This is a genomic window from Streptomyces cyaneofuscatus (assembly GCF_033109485.1).
In the GTDB taxonomy this organism is placed as follows: Bacteria; Actinomycetota; Actinomycetes; order Streptomycetales; family Streptomycetaceae; genus Streptomyces; species Streptomyces cyaneofuscatus.
Window position 1 is genome coordinate 3,187,793 of record NZ_CP137002.1, and the last position, 18,140, is coordinate 3,205,932.

Genomic DNA, 18,140 nt, shown 5'->3' on the forward strand with positions numbered 1-18,140 from the left:
CGCCCTGGGCAAACCGATCTTCCGCCTCCGAAGGGCGTCAGAAGAGGTTGACGGCGGCGAACCTCAGGACCAGTTGCGGGACCCCGGAGAGGAGGATGCCGACGGCCGTGGTGAGGACGATCGCCGTGGTGAGCGGGGCGGGGGCCCGGAATCGGTGCGGTGTTCCGGAGGCAGGTGTTCCGGTGGTCGCGGTCGCGGATTCCGGGCTCCTGAAGAGGATCGCGGTCCACTGGAGGTAGTAGTAGAGGGCGATCACCACGTTGACGGCCATGACGACGGCGAGCCAGCCGAGCCCCGCGTCGACGGCCGCCGAGAAGACGGTGACCTTGGCGAAGAGCCCGATGATGCCGGGCGGCAGTCCGGCCAGGCAGAGCAGGAAGAAGCCGAGCGCGAGGGCGGCGAGGGGGCGGGTGGCGTACAGGGCCCGGTAGTCGGTGATGCGGTTGCCGGGTTCGGTACGGGCGACGAGGGCCGCGACGGCGAAGGCGCCGAGGTTCACGACGGCGTACATGAGGGCGTACGCGACGGTGGAGCCGATCTGTTCGTCGCTGGAGTACGCGGCGGCGGCGATCGGGACGAGCAGATAGCCGGCCTGGGCGACGGAGGACCAGGCGAGGAGCCGGACGGCGCTGCGGGCGCGGTCGGCCTTCTGGCGGAGGGCCGCCACGTTGCCGACGGTCATGGTGAGCGCGGCCAGGACGGCGACGGCGGGCCCCCAGACGTCGGCATAAGAAGGGAACGCGATGACTGTGACGAGGATGAGGCCCGAGAAGCCGACGGTCTTCCCGACGACGGAGAGATAGGCGGCGATCGGGAGGGGGGCGCCCACATAGGTGTCGGGGACCCAGAAGTGGAAGGGGGCCGCGGCGGTCTTGAAGGCGAAGCCGACCAAGGTGAGGACGACACCGGTCTTGGCGAGGGTGTCGAGCACCGGGGGTACGTCGTCCAGGTGGGCGGCGATCTCGGTGAGGTGGAGGGTGCCCGTGGTCGCGTACACGAAGCTGACGCCGAGGAGCATGACGGCGGTGGCGACGACGGAGGAGAGGAAGAACTTGAGCGCGGCCTCGGAGGAGCGCCGGTCACCGCGCTTGATGCCCACCAGGGCGAAGGCGGGCAGCGAGGCGACTTCCAGGGCGACGACGAGGGTGGCGAGGTCGCGGGAGGCGGGCAAAAGGGCCGCGCCCGCCGCGGAGGCGAGGAGCAGGAACCAGTACTCGCCCGCCGGGAGCTTCCGCGTGTCGTCGAGGGAGAGCAGCGCGGTGAGGAACGCCCCTCCCAGAACGAGGGCCTGGATCACCAGGGTGAAGTGGTCGGCGGTGTAGCTGCACGCCTGGGCGCCGGTGGTGACGCAGAAGGTGGAGCGGTCGCCGGCGCGCAGCGGGATGAGGAGGGCGAGGGCGGCGGCGAGCGCGGTGAGGGTTCCGTAGCCGAGGAGCTTCTTGCGGTGCTCGGGGAGGAAGAGGTCGGTGACGAGCACGAGCAGGGCGGCCAGCGCGGTGAGGGTGGGGGGCGCGATGGCGAGCCAGTCGACGGTCTGGACGACGCTGGGGGCGGTGTCGGCCGCCGCGGTGAGGGCGCCCGGGGCGGTGCTGAGGTCCGCGGTCACGACTTGCCTCCTGCGAGGAGCTTCTGCACGGCCGGATCGGTGAGGCCGAGGAGGATCGCGGGCCAGAGTCCGGCGAGGACGGTGAGGGCGGCGAGCGGGGTCCAGGCGGCGGCTTCGTACGTCTGGATGTCGGCGAGCTGCGAGGGGCTTCCGGCAGCCGTGGGCCGCCCGGGGGCGTCCGCCGGGCGCGGGGTCCGGTCGTCGGGCGAGAGCGGGGAGTGGGGCGTGTGCTCGCCCATGCAGACTCGGCGGACCACGATGAGCATGTACGCGGCGGTGAGCAGGGTGCCGAACGCGCCGATGGCCATGAAGGTGCGGAACGCCGGGCGGCTGAGGCCCTCGGCGGGGCTGTAGGCGCCGAACAGGGTGAGCATCTCGCCCCAGAATCCGGCGAGTCCGGGCAGGCCGAGCGAGGCGACCGCGGCGAAGGCCAGCAGGGCGCCGAGGCGGGGGGCCCGGCCGTAGAGGGCGGCTCCGGTGGCGCCGGCGAGGGTGTCGAGGTCGGCGGTGCCGTAGCGGTCCTTGATGGCGCCGACCAGGAAGAACAGCAGGCCGGTGATGAGGCCGTGGGCGATGTTGGCGAAGAGCGCCCCGTTGACCCCGGTGGGGGTCATGGTGGCGATGCCGAGGAGCACGAAGCCCATGTGGCCGACGGAGGAGTACGCGATGAGCCGCTTGAGGTCGCCCTTGGCGCCGTTGCGGGCGAGGGCCAGGCAGGCGAGCGACCCGTAGACGATGCCGACGACGGCGAACGCGGCGAGGTAGGGCGCGAAGGTGCGCATGCCGTCGGGCGCGATGGGGAGCAGGATCCGGACGAATCCGTACGTTCCCATCTTCAGCAGGACGCCCGCGAGGAGGACCGAACCGACGGTGGGCGCGGCGGTGTGGGCGTCGGGGAGCCAGCTGTGCAGCGGCCACATCGGGGTCTTCACGGCGAGCCCGACGCCGATCGCGAGAACGGCGATGACCTGCACGGATGCGGTGAGGCCACGGCCGTTGTCAGTGGCGAGTGCCACCATGTCGAAGGTGCCGCTCTTCAGCCCGATGAGGAGCAGGCCCAGCAGCATGACGACCGAGCCCAGCAGCGTGTAGAGGATGAACTTCCAGGCGGCGGCGCGCCGTTGGTCACCGCCCCAGCGGGCGATGAGGAAGTACATCGGGATGAGGACCATCTCGAAGGCGAGGAAGAAGAGCAGCAGGTCGAGGACGGCGAAGGTGGCGAGGGTGCCGGATTCCAGGACGAGGACGAGGGCGATGAAGGCCTTCGGTGAGGGGCCCGCGGGCAGCTTGAAGTAGCTGTACAGCGCGCAGAGGAAGGTCAGCAGCGCGGTCAGCAGGAGGAGGGGGAGCGAGATGCCGTCGATGCCGAGGTGGATGCGGACGCCGAGCGCCGGGATCCAGCTGATGTCGGTGGTCGCCTGCATCGTGGCGGGCTGGTCGTGGTCGAAGCCGGCGGCCAGGACGATCGCGGCGATGAGCACGGCACCGGTCACGGTCACGCCGTGGCGGAGCACGGCCTGGTCGGGGTTCTTGCCCCTGAGCCCGGGCGGGGCGGGAAGCAGCGCCGCGACGGCGCCGAGGAGCGGGGCGACGACGATGAACGCGAGAAGGAACTGCATCACGGACGGGCTGATATCGATCACGGTCACGACCCCGCGTTGACGTTGGCGAAGACGACGGCGGCGATCGCCAGGACGAGGGAACCGGCGAGCAGGACGCTGAGGTAGGTCTGCACGTTTCCGGTCTGGGCGCGGCGTACGGCGGTGCCGAGGAGGCGCGTGGCGGCGCCCGATCCGTCGACGTAGGTGTCGACGACCGTGCGGTCCAGGAAGCGCACGAGGCGGGCTGCCTGCTGGACGGGCCGGACGAACAGCGCCGTGTACAGGGCGTCGAGGTGGAAGCCGGTGACCGCGTGGCGGTGGAGCGGGCCCAGGAGGAGGCGTCCGGGGTCCGCCGGGTCGGCGGCGTCCGCGATGGTGCCGTAGGCGGCGGTGTGGGACGTCATGGCCTCGGCTTCGACGAGGGCGGGTTCGGCGCCGGGGTGGGCGGCCACGGCACCGATGGGGGTACGGGCGGCGAGCGCCGTGGTGTGGCGCCAGGCGCCGTAGGTGACGAGGCCGCCGACGAGGCCGACGCCGGTGGAGAGGACGGCCGTGGTGAGGGACGGGGTGAGGGCGTGTCCGTCGAACCAGTCGCCGATCACGCCCGCGGTGAGTCCGAACGCGATGGTGGGGACGGCCAGGACCCACAGGACGGAGGTCATGGCGAGCGGCTGGCGGCCGTGGTCGGGGACTTCGGCGCCGCGCCCCTTGAAGGCGAGGAGCCAGAGGCGGGTGGCGTAGGCGGCGGTGAGGACGGCGGCGAGCAGCCCGGCGACGAGGATCGTCCAGCCCGCGGCGGCGGGGGCGACGGTCCGGTCCCCCATGGCGGTGTGCTCGGCGGCGACGAGGACGGCTTCCTTGGAGAAGAAGCCGGCGAACGGCGGGATGGCGGCGAGCGCGAGGAGGGCGACGGTCATCGTCCAGTAGGCGTCGGGGATCCGGCGCGCGAGGCCGCCCATGCGGGACATGGCGGCGAGTGAGTTGGTGCCGGCGGCGTGGATGACGACGCCGGCCGCGAGGAAGAGGACCGCTTTGAACGCACCGTGCGAGATCAGGTGGAAGACGGCCGCGCCACGGTCGCCGACGGCCAGGGCGCCGGACATGTAGCCGAGCTGACCGATCGTCGAGTAGGCGAGGACGCGCTTGATGTCGTCCTGGGCGAGGGCGGCGAGTCCGGAGCCGATCATCGTCACGGCCGCCATCACGGCGAGGACGACCAGGGCCGCGCCGGAGGCGGCGAAGACGGGCAGCAGCCGGGCCACGAAGTAGATCCCGGCGGCGACCATCGTCGCGGCGTGGATGAGCGCGGAGACGGGGGTGGGGCCGGCCATCGCGTCGGGCAGCCAGGTGTGCAGGGGGAACTGGGCGGACTTCCCGGCGACGCCCGCGAGGAGCAGGAGGGCGATGAGGGTGGGGTGGTCCAGGCCGCCGTTGGTGACGGCCGCGAGGATCTTGGTGATCCGGAAGCTGCCGGTGTCAGCGGCCAGGGCGAACAGGCCGATCAGGAAGGGGACGTCACCGAGCTTGGTGACGAGGAACGCCTTCAGGGAGGCGGCGCGGGCTTCGGGCGTCTCCCAGTAGTGGCCGACGAGGAAGTACGAGCAGATGCCCATGATCTCCCAGCCGACCAGGAGCACCATGAGGTCGCCGGAGTAGACGACGAGCAGCATCGCGGAGGTGAAGAGGGAGACCAGCGCCGCGTAGGAGGGGTAGCGGGCGTCGTCGCGGAGGTAGGCCGTGGAGTAGAGCTGTACGCAGGTGGCGACGACGGTGACGAGGACGGCGACCAGTACGGCGAAGCCGTCCAGGTGCAGCGCCAGGTCGATGGGGACGGACCCGGTGGGGGTGAGCTGGGTCGCGGCGTCGATGGCGCGGCCGCCGCCCTGGCGGACGGCGACGAGCACGGCGAGGACGGCCGCTGTGAGCGTCGGCAGGATCGCCAGGGGGCGGACGAAGCCGGGGGCGGGGCGGCCGAGGGCGAGGCCGGCGACGGCTCCGAGGAAGGGGAGGAGCGGGACGAGGGCGGCGAGGGTCGTCGTGGTCACGAGGTGGCCTCTGCGTTCGTGGTGCTCCGTGCTGTTTCGGCGTCGTCGGTCTCGGCGGTGTCGCGGAGCCGGTCGATGTCGGAGGAGCCGCGGTTGCGGTAGACGGCGAGGACGATCGCCAGGCCGATGCCGATCTCGGCGGCGGCGATGGCGATGGTGAAGAGGGTGAGGGCCTGGCCGGAGTGGAGGGTGTCGCGGAGCCAGACGTCGAAGGCGACGAGGTTGAGGTTGACCGCGTTGAGCATCAGCTCGACGGACATCAGCACCAGGATCGCGTTGCGGCGGGCGAGGACGCCGTAGAGGCCGGTGCAGAAGAGGAGGGCGGCGAGTACGGCGGGATAGGCGAGGTGCATCAGCGCTGTCCCTCCTTGCCCTTGCCGCTGTCCTGCTGCCGTCGGGCGGCGGCGCCCAGGGCGGACCGGACCGCCGTGTCCGTGTCGTGCTTGCGGGACAGGACGATGGCGCCGACGAGGGCGGCGAGCAGCAGGACGGAGAGCGCCTCGAAGGGGAGGACCCAGTTCCGGAAGAGGAAGGCTCCGGTGACGGCGGTGGAGCCCTGGGCCGGTCCTTCGAGGTCGATCCAGGTCGTACGGAAGGCGTCCACGACGACCCAGACGAGCGCGGCCGCCGAGGCGAGGGCCACGCCCAGGGCGACCCATCGGTTGCCGGAGTCGGCGTCCGGGGAGCGGCCGATGGGGGCCCGGGTGAGCATCAGGCCGAAGAGAAGGAGGACGACGATGGAACCGACGTAGATCAGTACCTGCACCCAGGCGATGAACTCGGCCGTGAGCAGGAGGTACTCGACGGCCAGTCCGCCGAGCGCCACGACGAGCCAGAGGGCGGCGTGCACCAGCTGCCTGGTCGTGACGGTGATGACGGCGGCGCCGAGGGTGGCGAGGCCGACCAGGACGAACGCGATCTCGACACCGGTCGGGGAGAGGAAGCCGGGGTGGTCGGCGACGGCAGCGGCCAGGGGCGATGCGATGGGATGCGTCACGGGGTTCCTCCCTCCTCGCTCTGCTGGGCTTGCGGGGCCTGTTGGGCCTGCTGGGCTTCCTGGGCCTGCTGGGCCTGCTGGGCCTGCTGGGTGGCGAGTTTGTCGGCCGTCTTCCGGGCGGCGGCGATCTCCTTCGGCTCCTCCGCCCCGGGGTCGAGCGCGGGCGGCTCCGGCACGGTCCACATCCACTCGCGGAGCTTGTCCCGCTCATGGGTGAGCTCGTGGATATCGGTCTCCGCGTACTCGAATTCGGGCGACCAGAAGAGGGCGTCGAAGGGGCAGACCTCGATGCAGATACCGCAGTACATGCAGAGGGAGAAGTCGATGGCGAAGCGGTCGAGGACGTTGCGGCTGCGCTCGCGTCCGCCGGGGGCGGCGGGCGGCACCGTCTCCTTGTGGGAGTCGATGTAGATGCACCAGTCCGGGCACTCACGGGCGCAGAGCATGCAGACCGTGCAGTTCTCCTCGAACAGCCCGATGACGCCCCGGGAGCGGGGCGGGAGTTCGGGCTGGGTGTCGGGGTACTGCGCGGTGACGGTCTTCTTCGTCATCGTGCGCAGGGTGACGGCGAGGCCCTTGGCGAGGCCTGATCCGGGGATCGGGGGCATCAGTTGATCGCCACCTTCACGATGCCGGTGAGCGCGATCTGCGCGAGGGCGAGGGGGACGAGGGTGGTCCAGGCGAGCTTCTGCAACTGGTCCTCACGCAGACGCGGGTAGCTGACGCGCAGCCAGATGACGACGAACGCGAGGAGGGCGGTCTTGAGCAGGGTCCAGAGCCAGCCGAGTCCGTCAGCTCCGAAGGGGCCGTGCCAGCCGCCGAGGAAGAGGACGGTGGTCAGGGCGCAGAGGATGACGATGCCCGCGTACTCGGCGAGGAGGAACAGGGCGAAGCGCAGCCCGGTGTACTCGGTGTACGCGCCGAAGATGATCTCGGAGTCGGCGACCGGCATGTCGAAGGGCGGGCGCTGGAGTTCGGCGAGGCCGGCGACGAAGAAGACCAGGGCTCCGATGATCTGCCACGGCAGCCACCACCACTCGAAGGCGTCCAGGATGCCGGTGAGCGAGACCGTACCGGCCGCCATGGCGACGGAGGCGGCGGCGAGGAGCATCGGCAGCTCGTAGGAGAGGAGCTGCGCGGCGGTGCGGAGGCCGCCGAGGAGCGAGAACTTGTTGGCCGAGGCCCAGCCGGCCATGAGCGAGCCGAGGACGCCGATGCCCATGACGGCCAGGACGAAGAAGATGCCCGCGTCGATGACCTGGCCGACCGCGCCGTCGCCGGGGCCGACGGGGATGGCCACAAGGACGAGGAGGTACGGGAGGAGGGCAACGGCGGGGGCGAGCTGGAAGACGCGGCGGTCGGCGGCGGCCGGGACCACGTCCTCCTTCTGCGCGAACTTCACGCCGTCCGCGACGAGCTGGGCCCAGCCGTGGAAGCCGCCCGCGTACATGGGGCCGAGGCGGCCCTGCATGTGGGCCATCACCTTGTGTTCGGTCTGGCCCACGAGGAGGGGGGCGACCAGGAAGACGACGAAGACGATGGCCAGGCGGAGGGCGACGTCGAGTACGTCGTTCACTCGGGATCGCCTCCGGCGGGGTGGTCGGGGTCGGGGTGGTCGGGGTCGGGCTTGGGCTGGGGCTGGGACTCAGGTTCGGGCTTGGTGGGGTCGGGCGTGGGGCCGCTGCGCGGGGCTTCTCCCCTACCCGCCCCTTCCCGAACCGGGGGCTCCGCCCCCGGACCCTCGCTCCTCAAACGCCGGAGGGGCTCGGAAGGAGTGTCACCGCTCTCCGAAGGCTTCGGGGGATGGGAGGGAGCGTCGCCGCCCTCCACCTCGGGGCCACCCGGTGGGACGCCCGGGTCGTCGAACGCCGGTTGGGCGTCGTGCCAGGGGGCGTCCGTCGCGCGGGCGCGCTGGCTCGCCGAGCCCTGGGACGCCGAGCGGGAGCGGCGCGGCGGGCGCGGTGCGGCAGCCTCCGGGGGCTGCTGCTGGCTCGCCGAGCCGTCGGATGCGGAGCGGGTGCGGCGCGGACGTGCGGCCGGCGGGTGTACGGCCTCCGGCGAGGCCGCGGCCGACGGTCCGGGCGCGGCGCCCCCGGACGCGGAAGTACCGGGCGCCGGGGTGCCGGGCCCCGGCGCCTCCGGCGCGGGAGCCCTGGACTCCGGAGCCCCTGACTCCGGAGCCCCGGATTCCGGAGCCCCCGGACCTGAGGCCTCGGGCGGTCCCGTCTGCGGGCGTTGCGCGGCTGAGCCCTCGGTCGCCGAGCGGGTGCGGCGGGGTGGGCGGTCGGTGGCCGTCGCTGCCGGGCGGGCTGTGCGGCCCGGGCGGGCCGTGGCAGGGGGGAGCTGGCCCTTGAGGGGGCCCCATTCGTTCGGGTCGGGGACGCCGGGCGGAAGCATCGTGCGGCGCTTGGGGCCGCCGTGTTCGGACTCGCCGGGCTCCTTCGCTCCGGGCCAGGCCTTGGCGACCCTCGCGGCCAGGACGAAGTCCTTGCGGAGCGGGTGGCCCTCGAAGCCCTCCGGCAGCAGGAGCGGGGCGAGGCCGGGGTGGTCCTCGAAGGCGACGCCGAACATCTCGTGCGTCTCGCGTTCGTGCCAGGCCGCGCCCGCGTAGACGTCGATGGCGCTGGGCAGGACGGCCGCGTCGTGCGGGACGGTCGTGCGCAGCATCAGCCGGCGGACCGTACCGTCGCCGAGCGCCGCTACGTGCGCGCAGACGCGGAAGCCGGTGCCCGGCTCGTCCACGGCGCTGAGCCAGTCGAAGTAGCTGCAGCCGAGTTCGTCGCGGGCGGTCCGCAGCGCGGCGATCCACTCCGTGGCGGGGACGTCGACGGTGAGCAGGTCGTAGGCCGACTCCGCCGTCGCACCCTCGCCGAACAGCTCCGTGACGGCGTCCGGGAGCCGGTCGTACGGGTGGTGGGCCTGGTGCTGACGCTCACTCACCGCTGCTCCTCCCCCGGTTCCGTTCCCGGAGCCTTCGCCGCCGGTGCCGGTGCGGTGACCAGGCCGCTGCGCAGCGCCGCCGTGGAGGGGACGCCGCCGGAGGGGCCGGGGCCGTCTCCGTACCGCTCCGCCAGGGACTCGCGCGCGATCTTCTCCTGGAGCTTGAGAATGCCCTGGAGCAGCGCCTCGGGCCGGGGCGGGCAGCCGGGTACGTACACATCGACGGGGATGATCTGGTCGACGCCCTTGGTGACGGAGTACGAGTCCCAGTAGGGGCCGCCGCAGTTGGAGCAGGCGCCGAAGGAGATGACGTACTTCGGTTCGGGCATCTGCTCGTAGAGGCGCTTCACCGCCGGGGCCATCTTGTCCGTCACCGTGCCGGAGACGATCATCAGGTCCGCCTGGCGGGGGCCGGGGGCGAAGGGGATCACGCCGAGCCGGATGAAGTCGTGGCGCGCCATGGAGGCGGCAATGAACTCGATGGCGCAGCAGGCCAGTCCGAAGTTGAAGACCCAGAGGCTGTAGCGGCGGCCCCAGTTGAGGACGACCTTCATCGGTTCGGGCGCGAGCCGGGAGAGGACGCCGAGACGCTTCGGTTCCGGGAGGAGCGCCGGTTCGGGGAGGAGCACCGGTTCCGGCCCGGTTGCCGCCTGCGGGCCGGCGGAGGGTTCCGGCTGCTGCCCTGCGGGGGTCGGCCGGCTCGTCAGGCCCATGCGAGGACGCCCTTCTTCCATGCGTAGAGCAGTCCCACGGCGAGGAAGCCGAGGAAGATGAACATTTCCACCAGCGTGGTCGCGCCGTATCCGGGTGCCGCGAAGACCGTGGCCCACGGGAAGAGGAAGATGGAGTCGACGGCGAAGATGACATAGAGGAACGCGTAGACGTAGTAGCGGACCTGGGTGTGGGCCCAGCCCTCCCCGACCGGGTCGACGCCGCACTCGTACGTCAGGAGCTTCTCCGGCGTCGGGACCACCGGCCGCAGAAGCCGTCCCGCCCCGAAGGCGACGGCGACGAACAGGACGCCGACCAGGGCGAGCAGGCCGACCACCGAGTAGCTCTGGAAGTACTCGGAGGCGAGGATGGTCTGTTGGTGGACCGGCACGTACGCCACGTGCGGCACTTCCGGCACGTACGCCACGTCCCTCACGTCCACCCCTTGTTCCTCGTCATCCGGTTGTCGCCCCGAACGTATCCGAGGCCCCTCTGTACGCACGGGAGTCTAGGCCCTGATAAACGCACAGTAAGCAGCCGCGTCGCACACAGGTGGGGTTATCCCTACTTCACGCCACCTACGAGCCCCATGGCGTGCGCGGACACCGCCCGGCAGGCTGGTGCCATGACCATGAGCCCTTCCGTGCCGGCCCCCGACCGGCTGCCGCCCGCCCGCCTCGCCCTCGACCGGTGGACCTGGCGGGAGATCGCGCACCTGCTGGCCGATCTGCCGATGGCCATCGCCGGTTTCGTCTACGCGCTCCTCGTGATCACCGTCGGTGTGGGCCTCTCCGTCACCGTGATCGGACTGCCGGTGCTCGTCAGCGGGTTGCGGGGCGCGCGGTGGCTGGGCCGGGTGGAGCGGGGCCGGGCGCGGTCGTTGCTCGGGGTGCGGATCGAGGAGCCGAGCCCGTTGCCGCGCGGCCGCGGGGACGAGGGGGTCTTCACCTGGCTCTGGTCGGGGCTGAAGGACCCGGTGGGGTGGCGTTCCCTGCTCTACGCGTTCATCCGGCTGCCGTGGGGGGTCCTGACGTTCGCGGTGACGCTGGTGAGCCTGTTCGTGCTGTGGCCGGTCCTCCCGTTCATCGCCCGCGGGCTGACGACGGCCGACCGGGCGATGGTGCGGGGGCTGTTGTCGCCCTCGGACGAGCTGGAGCGGCGGATCGCGGAGCTGGAGTCGGACCGGGGCGTGGTGGTGGACACCGCCGCCGCCGACCTGCGCCGGATCGAGCGGGACCTTCACGACGGCGCGCAGGCCCGGCTTGTCGCCCTCGCGATGGGGTTGGGGCTGGCGAAGGAGAAGCTGACGCACGATCCGGAAGGGGCCGCGCGGATGGTGGAGGAGGCCCATGGCGAGGTGAAGGTCGCCCTTCAGGAGTTGCGTGACCTCGCCCGGGGTATTCATCCCGCTGTCCTCACCGATCGCGGTCTCGACGCCGCCCTCTCCGCCATCGCCTCCCGCTGCACCGTCCCCGTCACGGTGTCGGTGGATCTGCCGCGGCGTCCGGCGGAGGCGATCGAGGGCATCGCCTACTTCACCGTGTCGGAGCTCCTTCAGAACGTCAGCAAGCACAGCGGTGCCCGCTCAGCCTCCGTCACGGTGTGGCGTGCGGCGGACCGGTTGCTGATCCAGGTCACGGACGACGGTTCGGGCGGGGCGCGCATGGACGGCGGTACGGGGATGGCGGGGCTGGCCGAGCGGCTGGGGGCGGTGGACGGGCTGTTCGTCCTGGACTCTCCTGTGGGCGGGCCGACGTCCGTCACCGCCGAGCTGCCCTGGCGCGACCGGGTCCCGGCGGAGAGCCGGGCCTCCTGAGCGCTCCGCCGACGTACGGGGGTGGGGAAAACCCCCGTACGGATACGGAGACCGGCCACATGGTGTCGGAGAGGGCGGCCCAGCACCCTTGAAGGAGCACAGCTCGAAGGACCACGGTCCGCGGCGGACGAACACGGGCGCGGAGCAGGGACGCGGAACACCCCGCCGATCGACAGAAGAAACGGAACGGACGGCACTCATGGCCACGGCATACGGACCGGACACCCGGGACCACAAGGGATCGGGCACACGCGGCCACACAGGTCAGGGCGCCGGGCCCCAGGGGCAGGCCCCGGTGAAGCACTTCCTCCCGGCGGCGCTGCGGGCGCCTCTGGAGGCGCGCAGCTGGCGCGAGCTGCTCTATGTCCTGCTGAGCCTGCCGCTGAGCACGGCGATGTTCGTCTTCGCGATCACCATGACCTCGGTCAGCGCCGGCCTGCTCATCACCTTCATCGGGATCCCGCTGCTGGCCGTCGGCCTGGCCGCCTGCCGGGGGTTCGGGGTGATGGAGCGGGCCCGGGCGCGCGGGCTGCTGAAGATGGACGTGGCGGAGCCCGTGCGGGTGCGGGGGAAGAGCGGCGGCCCGATGTCGTGGATCGGTGCCGTCCTCAAGAGCGGGGTCTCCTGGCGTCACCTTCTTTACGCGCTGCTGCACTTCCCCTGGGCCGTGTTCACGTTCTGCGTGTCGGTGACGTTCTGGACGTACGGCCTGGCGGCGCTGACGTATCCGCTGTGGAAGTGGGTGTTCCCGGTCTTCGTGGGGGCCGACGGCCTCCAGCTGTACGGGGACCGTACCCACGCGGAGTATCTGGATTCGCCCGTCGAGCTGGCGGCGACGAGCGCGGTGGGCCTGGTGCTGGTGCTGGTGTCGCCGTGGATCGTGCGGGGGCTGCTCTCGGTGGACCGGCTGATGGTGTCCGGTCTGCTGGGCCCGTCCGCGCTCTCCGCCCGGGTCACCGAGCTGGAGTCGGACCGGGGCGTGGTGGTGGACACCGCCGCCGCCGACCTGCGCCGGATAGAACGGGACCTCCACGACGGCGCGCAGGCCCGGCTCGTCGCCCTCGCGATGGACCTGGGTCTGGCGAAGGAGAAGTTCACCGACGACCCCGAGGCGGCCGCGCGGATGGTGGACGAGGCCCATGGCGAGGTCAAGGTGGCCCTTCAGGAGCTGCGCGACCTCGCCCGGGGTATCCACCCCGCCGTCCTCACCGACCGCGGTCTCGACGCCGCCCTCTCCGCCATCGCCTCCCGCTGCACCGTCCCCGTCACGGTCGAGGTGGACCTGGACGCCCGGCCCGCGCAGGCCATCGAGGGCATCGCGTACTTCACCGTGTCGGAGCTCTTGCAGAACGTCAGCAAGCACGCGCGGGCGACCCGGGCCACGGTCGATGTGTGGCGGACGTCCGACCGGCTGATGCTCCAGGTCACGGACAACGGGCAGGGCGGGGCTTCCGCCTCGGCCGGCAGCGGTCTGGCCGGGCTGACGGAGCGGCTGGACGCGGTGGACGGGGTTCTGGTGGTGCATTCCCCGGCCGGCGGCCCGACGACGGTCACCGCGGAGCTGCCCTGGCGCGGCTGACCAGCCGCGCAACCGCCCGCGTGACCGCCCACGCAGCCGTGGGCGGCACCGTCGGCGCCCCCTCCCCGGCCCCGCCGCCAGCCCCGTCGTCGGCTCCGCGCCGGGGCGGGGGTTCCGGCTGGGTGGCCGGATCGGGCACGTTATCCACAGGGCCCCCATCCCTGCCCCGGGCCTGGGATGCTGGGGGTGTCGGGCGCGGTGCGCACAGAAGCACGGCGCCTCAGAGACTCAGGACAGCGGGGGACGCAGCGTCGTGCAGCACGTGGAGAACAGAGTGCGGGTAGTCATCGCCGAGGATTCGGTCCTGTTGCGGGAAGGGCTCACCCGCCTGCTCACCGACCTCGGGCACGACGTGGTCGCGGGGGTGGGCGATGCCGAGGCCCTGCTGAAGACCGTGGCCGACCTCGGGGCGGAGCAGGCGCTGCCCGATGTGGTGGTGGCGGATGTGCGGATGCCGCCGACCCACACCGACGAGGGCGTACGGGCGGCGGTGCGGCTGCGGAAGGAGTATCCGGGGATAGGGGTGCTGGTCCTCTCGCAGTATGTGGAGGAGCAGTACGCCACCGAGCTGCTGGCGGGCAGCAGCCGGGGCGTGGGGTACCTCCTCAAGGACCGGGTGGCCGAGGTCCGCGAGTTCGTGGACGCGGTCGTACGGGTGGCGCACGGGGGGACGGCGCTGGACCCGGAGGTGGTGGCGCAGCTGCTGGGCCGCAGCCGCAAGCAGGACGTGCTGACGGGCCTGACGCCGCGCGAGCGGGAGGTCCTGGGTCTGATGGCCGAGGGCCGGACGAACTCGGCGATCGCCCGGCAGCTCGTGGTGAGCGACGGGGCGGTGGAGAAGCACGTCAGCAATATCTTCCAGAAGCTCGGGCTCTCGCCCAGCGACGGCGATCACCGGCGCGTCCTCGCCGTGCTGACCTACCTGAACTCCTAGCAATCTGACACTCTGTCAGCCATCACCAGACCCGCCGGTGAGCGCCGGGTGAGCACCCGGCGTGCACCCTATGGATCTCCCCCGAGGGTGTCCGGCGAACCTCCACCGGGCAGTCCTGGGCGGGAGGACCTAGCACCAAAGACCTACGAGCAGAGCACTTCCATCAGTGATCGGGGGGCTTGAGAAAGATGACAAAACGGGCTAAAAAAGCGTCTCAAAACAGCGTCCACCATATGATCGGCCCCTGGAGGGCGAACCGCACGGACGTAGGGTTGCCTCTGGAGCCGCCGGCTGGCCGGACGGTTCCGAACCGCCGCCCCAAGGGAGGTCCAGTTCAGTGACGAGCCAGGTCAGTAGCGCGGAGAAGGCCGATGAGGCCAACGACGCCGTCCTCGGGGGGCAGCGCGCCCCCCTGTCAGGAACGACGGGAACCACCGAAGGCGACGGGAAAGAGGTCCGCCGCCTGGACCGGGTGATCATCCGTTTCGCGGGTGACTCGGGTGACGGGATGCAGCTCACGGGTGACCGGTTCACCTCTGAGACGGCATCGTTCGGGAACGATCTCTCCACCCTGCCGAACTTCCCCGCCGAGATCCGGGCCCCCGCAGGCACCCTGCCAGGGGTTTCTTCCTTCCAGCTCCACTTTGCCGATCATGACATCCTCACCCCCGGCGACGCACCCAACGTCCTGGTCGCGATGAACCCCGCCGCCCTGAAGGCGAACATCGACGACGTGCCGCGCGGCGCGGAGATCATTGTCAACACCGACGAGTTCACCAAGCGCCCGATGGCGAAGGTGGGGTATGCGACCAATCCGCTGGAGGACGGGTCGCTGGAGGCGTACAACGTCCACCCGGTGCCGCTGACGACGCTGACGATCGAGGCGCTGAAGGAGTTCGGGCTCTCCCGCAAGGAGGCCGAGCGGTCGAAGAACATGTTCGCGCTCGGGCTGCTGTCCTGGATGTACCACCGGCCGACCGAGGGGACGGAGACGTTCCTGCGGCAGAAGTTCGCGAAGAAGCCGCAGATCGCCGAGGCGAACGTGGCCGCCTTCCGGGCCGGGTGGAATTTCGGCGAGACGACCGAGGACTTCGCCGTCAGTTACGAGGTCGCTCCGGCCTCGCAGGCCTTCCCCACCGGCACCTACCGCAACATCTCGGGGAACCTCGCCCTCTCCTACGGCCTGATCGCCGCCGGGCAGCTGGCGGACCTGCCGCTCTACCTGGGCTCGTACCCGATCACCCCGGCCTCGGACATCCTGCACGAGCTGTCCCGCCACAAGAACTTCGGCGTGCGCACCTTCCAGGCGGAGGACGAGATCGCCGGGATCGGGGCGGCGCTGGGCGCGGCGTTCGGCGGTGCGCTGGGCGTGACCACGACCTCGGGGCCGGGTGTGGCGCTGAAGTCGGAGACGATCGGGCTCGCGGTCTCCCTGGAGCTGCCGCTGCTGATCATCGACATCCAGCGCGGCGGGCCCTCCACCGGCCTGCCGACCAAGACCGAGCAGGCCGACCTGCTCCAGGCGATGTACGGCAGGAACGGCGAGGCCCCGGTGCCGATCGTGGCCCCGCAGACCCCGGCCGACTGCTTCGACGCCGCGATCGACGCGGCCCGCATCGCCCTGACGTACCGCACCCCTGTCTTCCTGCTCTCCGACGGCTACCTGGCCAACGGCTCCGAGCCGTGGCGCATCCCGGAGACCGACAGCCTGCCCGACCTCACCACTCCTTTCGCCACCGGCCCGAACCACACCCTGGCCGACGGCACCGAGGTCTTCTGGCCCTACAAGCGCGACCCGCAGACCCTGGCCCGCCCCTGGGCCATCCCCGGCACCCCCGGCCTCGAACACCGCATCGGCGGGATCGAGAAGCAGGACGGCACCGGCAACATCTCCTACGACCCCGCCAACCACGACCTGATGGTCCGCACCCGCCAGGCCAAGGTCGACAACATCGAGGTCCCCGACCTCGTCGTCGACGACCCCGCCGGAGCGGCGACGCTGGTGCTCGGCTGGGGTTCGACGTACGGGCCGATCACCGCCGCCGTCCGCCGGCTCCGCGCCGCCGGACAGCCCATCGCCCAGGCCCACCTCAGACACCTCAACCCCTTCCCGAGGAACCTCGGCGAGGTGCTGAAGAGCTACGACAAGGTCGTCGTCCCGGAGATGAACCTCGGACAGCTCGCGATGCTGCTGCGGGCGAAGTATCTGGTGGACGCCCACAGCTTCAACCAGGTCAACGGAATGCCCTTCAAGGCCGAGCAGCTCGCCACAGCTCTCAAGGAGGCCATCGATGCCTGACACCCAGGAACTGGGGCACAACGAGCTGCTGCAGCTGGTGCCCAAGGCCGAGGCGAAACAGTCCATGAAGGACTTCAAGTCCGACCAGGAGGTGCGCTGGTGCCCCGGCTGCGGTGACTACGCCGTCCTCGCCGCGGTGCAGGGCTTCATGCCGGAGCTGGGGCTGGCCAAGGAGAACATCACCTTCGTCTCCGGCATCGGCTGCTCCTCCCGTTTCCCGTACTACATGAACACCTACGGGATGCACTCCATCCACGGCCGCGCCCCCTCCATCGCCACCGGGCTCGCCACCTCCCGCCGCGACCTGTCGGTCTGGGTCGTCACCGGTGACGGCGACGCGCTCTCCATCGGCGGCAACCACCTCATCCACGCCCTGCGCCGCAACGTCAACCTCAAGATCCTGCTCTTCAACAACCGGATCTACGGGCTGACCAAGGGCCAGTACAGCCCCACCTCCGAGGTCGGCAAGATCACCAAGTCGACGCCGATGGGTTCGCTCGACGCGCCCTTCAACCCGGTGTCCCTCGCCATCGGCGCGGAGGCCTCGTTCGTGGCACGCACGGTCGACTCCGACCGCAAGCACCTCACCAGCGTGCTCCGCGCGGCGGCCGAGCACCCGGGCACGGCACTGGTGGAGATCTACCAGAACTGCAACATCTTCAACGACGGCGCCTTCGAGGTCCTCAAGGACAAGGAGCAGGCCGCCGAGGCCGTCATCCGCCTCGAACACGGGCAGCCGATCCTCTTCGGCGCCGAGGGCACCAAGGGCGTGATCCGCAACCAGGCCACCGGTGACCTGGAGGTCGTCGCCGTCACCGACGAGAACCGTTCCCAGGTCCTCGTCCACGACGCCCACGCCGACTCCCCCACCACGGCGTTCGCGCTGTCCCGCCTCGCCGACGCGGACACCCTGCACCACACCCCCATCGGGGTGCTGCGCAGCGTCCAGCGGCCCGTCTACGACACCCTGATGTCCGACCAGGTCGACGCCGCCGTGGAGCGCGACGGCAAGGGCGACCTCGGCGCACTCCTCACCGGGGCCGACACCTGGACCGTCATCGGCTGACCCGCCGCGGAGTCACGGCCAAGGCCCGGACCCGATCCCCCGACCAGAACGACCGGAACGACCGGAACGACCGGAAATACCGGAACCACCGGAACGACCAGGGGGATCAGGCCCGGGCCTTGTCGTACGCCTCGCGCGCCGCCTGCACCGTGTCCACCTGGCGCTCGGTCCAGCGGGCGAGCGCCCACACCTGTTCGGCGGCCTCGGTGCCGAGCGGGGTGAGCGAGTAGTCCACCCGGGGCGGGATCACCGGCTTCGCGTCCCGGTGGACGAAGCCGTCGCGCTCCAAGGTCTGGAGGGTCTGGGCGAGCATCTTCTCGCTGACCCCGCCGATCGTGCGGCGCAGCTCGCTGAAGCGGTACGAGCGCTCCAGCAGGGCTGCCAGGACGAGGACACCCCAGCGGCTCGTCACATGCTCCAGCACCCCGCGCGACGGGCACATCGGCTGGTTGACGTCCTGGACGGGCTTCGGCAGGCCTTCCAGGCCGACCGGACCGACCGGACCGACCGGTCCCGCAGAGGTCGCTCCCGCATCACACTCACTCA

Annotated in this window: 16 protein-coding genes; 5 read left to right on the forward strand and 11 right to left on the reverse strand. The window is 71.3% G+C overall.

All coding sequences use genetic code 11. The annotated features are described in order from the left end of the window. Positions 1–37: 37 nt before the first annotated feature. From R2B67_RS13665 to R2B67_RS13710, 10 genes are read right to left on the reverse strand one after another with little or no spacing between them, the layout of a single operon-like run. Positions 38–1,606, reverse strand: coding sequence for an NADH-quinone oxidoreductase subunit N (locus R2B67_RS13665; RefSeq protein ID WP_317818125.1), 1,569 nt, complete (start codon positions 1,604–1,606; stop codon positions 38–40). Next, entirely contained in the window at positions 1,603–3,255 is a 1,653-nt protein-coding gene (locus R2B67_RS13670; RefSeq protein ID WP_317818126.1) for a complex I subunit 4 family protein, read from the reverse strand. The genes R2B67_RS13665 and R2B67_RS13670 overlap by 4 nt, the downstream gene beginning before the upstream one ends. Next, positions 3,252–5,252 (reverse strand): NADH-quinone oxidoreductase subunit 5 family protein, encoded by a 2,001-nt coding sequence (locus R2B67_RS13675; protein WP_317818127.1) that lies wholly within the window; start codon positions 5,250–5,252, stop codon positions 3,252–3,254. The genes R2B67_RS13670 and R2B67_RS13675 overlap by 4 nt, the downstream gene beginning before the upstream one ends. Next, complete coding sequence (nuoK, locus tag R2B67_RS13680) at positions 5,249–5,605, reverse strand: NADH-quinone oxidoreductase subunit NuoK (RefSeq protein ID WP_109979154.1); 357 nt, start codon at positions 5,603–5,605, stop codon at positions 5,249–5,251. Before nuoK ends, R2B67_RS13675 begins: the two co-directional genes overlap by 4 nt. Then, the gene (locus R2B67_RS13685; protein WP_317818128.1) at positions 5,605–6,249 is read right to left on the reverse strand and encodes an NADH-quinone oxidoreductase subunit J family protein; all 645 of its coding nucleotides are present in this window, start codon (positions 6,247–6,249) and stop codon (positions 5,605–5,607) included. Before R2B67_RS13685 ends, nuoK begins: the two co-directional genes overlap by 1 nt. Then, the gene (locus R2B67_RS13690; RefSeq protein ID WP_317818130.1) at positions 6,246–6,857 is read right to left on the reverse strand and encodes a NuoI/complex I 23 kDa subunit family protein; all 612 of its coding nucleotides are present in this window, start codon (positions 6,855–6,857) and stop codon (positions 6,246–6,248) included. The genes R2B67_RS13685 and R2B67_RS13690 overlap by 4 nt, the downstream gene beginning before the upstream one ends. After that, positions 6,857–7,825, reverse strand: coding sequence for a complex I subunit 1/NuoH family protein (locus tag R2B67_RS13695; RefSeq protein ID WP_018510629.1), 969 nt, complete (start codon positions 7,823–7,825; stop codon positions 6,857–6,859). The genes R2B67_RS13690 and R2B67_RS13695 overlap by 1 nt, the downstream gene beginning before the upstream one ends. After that, the gene (locus tag R2B67_RS13700; RefSeq protein WP_317818133.1) at positions 7,822–9,189 is read right to left on the reverse strand and encodes an NADH-quinone oxidoreductase subunit C; all 1,368 of its coding nucleotides are present in this window, start codon (positions 9,187–9,189) and stop codon (positions 7,822–7,824) included. Before R2B67_RS13700 ends, R2B67_RS13695 begins: the two co-directional genes overlap by 4 nt. Further along, the gene (locus tag R2B67_RS13705; protein ID WP_317818134.1) at positions 9,186–9,902 is read right to left on the reverse strand and encodes an NADH-quinone oxidoreductase subunit B; all 717 of its coding nucleotides are present in this window, start codon (positions 9,900–9,902) and stop codon (positions 9,186–9,188) included. The genes R2B67_RS13700 and R2B67_RS13705 overlap by 4 nt, the downstream gene beginning before the upstream one ends. Continuing rightward, on the reverse strand, positions 9,893–10,342 hold the full coding sequence (locus R2B67_RS13710; protein WP_381073338.1) for an NADH-quinone oxidoreductase subunit A: 450 nt from the start codon (positions 10,340–10,342) through the stop codon (positions 9,893–9,895). Before R2B67_RS13710 ends, R2B67_RS13705 begins: the two co-directional genes overlap by 10 nt. Positions 10,343–10,525: 183 nt before the next feature. On the opposite strand from R2B67_RS13710, the gene R2B67_RS13715 reads away from it, so the two are divergent. The 5 genes from R2B67_RS13715 (at position 10,526) to R2B67_RS13735 (ending at position 17,594) form a co-directional block, all read left to right on the forward strand. After that, positions 10,526–11,716, forward strand: a complete 1,191-nt coding sequence (locus tag R2B67_RS13715; RefSeq protein WP_317818136.1) for a sensor histidine kinase AbrC1 — start codon at positions 10,526–10,528, stop codon at positions 11,714–11,716. 199 nt (positions 11,717–11,915) lie between these two features. Further along, positions 11,916–13,295 (forward strand): sensor histidine kinase AbrC2, encoded by a 1,380-nt coding sequence (locus tag R2B67_RS13720; protein ID WP_317818138.1) that lies wholly within the window; start codon positions 11,916–11,918, stop codon positions 13,293–13,295. Between the two features lie 274 nt (positions 13,296–13,569). Beyond that, the gene (locus R2B67_RS13725; protein ID WP_018510635.1) at positions 13,570–14,229 is read left to right on the forward strand and encodes a response regulator AbrC3; all 660 of its coding nucleotides are present in this window, start codon (positions 13,570–13,572) and stop codon (positions 14,227–14,229) included. Between the two features lie 337 nt (positions 14,230–14,566). Continuing rightward, the gene (locus R2B67_RS13730; RefSeq protein ID WP_018510636.1) at positions 14,567–16,528 is read left to right on the forward strand and encodes a 2-oxoacid:acceptor oxidoreductase subunit alpha; all 1,962 of its coding nucleotides are present in this window, start codon (positions 14,567–14,569) and stop codon (positions 16,526–16,528) included. After that, the gene (locus tag R2B67_RS13735) at positions 16,521–17,594 is read left to right on the forward strand and encodes a 2-oxoacid:ferredoxin oxidoreductase subunit beta (RefSeq protein ID WP_317818140.1); all 1,074 of its coding nucleotides are present in this window, start codon (positions 16,521–16,523) and stop codon (positions 17,592–17,594) included. The genes R2B67_RS13730 and R2B67_RS13735 overlap by 8 nt, the downstream gene beginning before the upstream one ends. 106 nt (positions 17,595–17,700) lie before the next feature. Here the strand turns inward: R2B67_RS13735 and R2B67_RS13740 are convergent, their stop codons facing one another. After that, a complete protein-coding gene (locus R2B67_RS13740) occupies positions 17,701–18,036 on the reverse strand; it encodes a winged helix-turn-helix transcriptional regulator (RefSeq protein ID WP_106435278.1) in 336 nt (111 codons plus the stop codon). Between the last annotated feature and the right edge of the window lie 104 nt (positions 18,037–18,140).

Bases quoted from the DNA above. Each gene is read 5' to 3' on its own strand.
- R2B67_RS13740 (WP_106435278.1), bottom strand. From the start codon at position 18,036: ATGTGCCCGTCGCGCGGGGTGCTGGAGCATGTGACGAGCCGCTGGGGT.
- nuoK (WP_109979154.1), bottom strand. From the start codon at position 5,605: ATGCACCTCGCCTATCCCGCCGTACTCGCCGCCCTCCTCTTCTGCACC.
- R2B67_RS13690 (WP_317818130.1), bottom strand. From the start codon at position 6,857: ATGCCCCCGATCCCCGGATCAGGCCTCGCCAAGGGCCTCGCCGTCACC.
- R2B67_RS13705 (WP_317818134.1), bottom strand. From the start codon at position 9,902: ATGGGCCTGACGAGCCGGCCGACCCCCGCAGGGCAGCAGCCGGAACCC.
- R2B67_RS13715 (WP_317818136.1), top strand. From the start codon at position 10,526: ATGACCATGAGCCCTTCCGTGCCGGCCCCCGACCGGCTGCCGCCCGCC.
- R2B67_RS13720 (WP_317818138.1), top strand. From the start codon at position 11,916: ATGGCCACGGCATACGGACCGGACACCCGGGACCACAAGGGATCGGGC.
- R2B67_RS13735 (WP_317818140.1), top strand. From the start codon at position 16,521: ATGCCTGACACCCAGGAACTGGGGCACAACGAGCTGCTGCAGCTGGTG.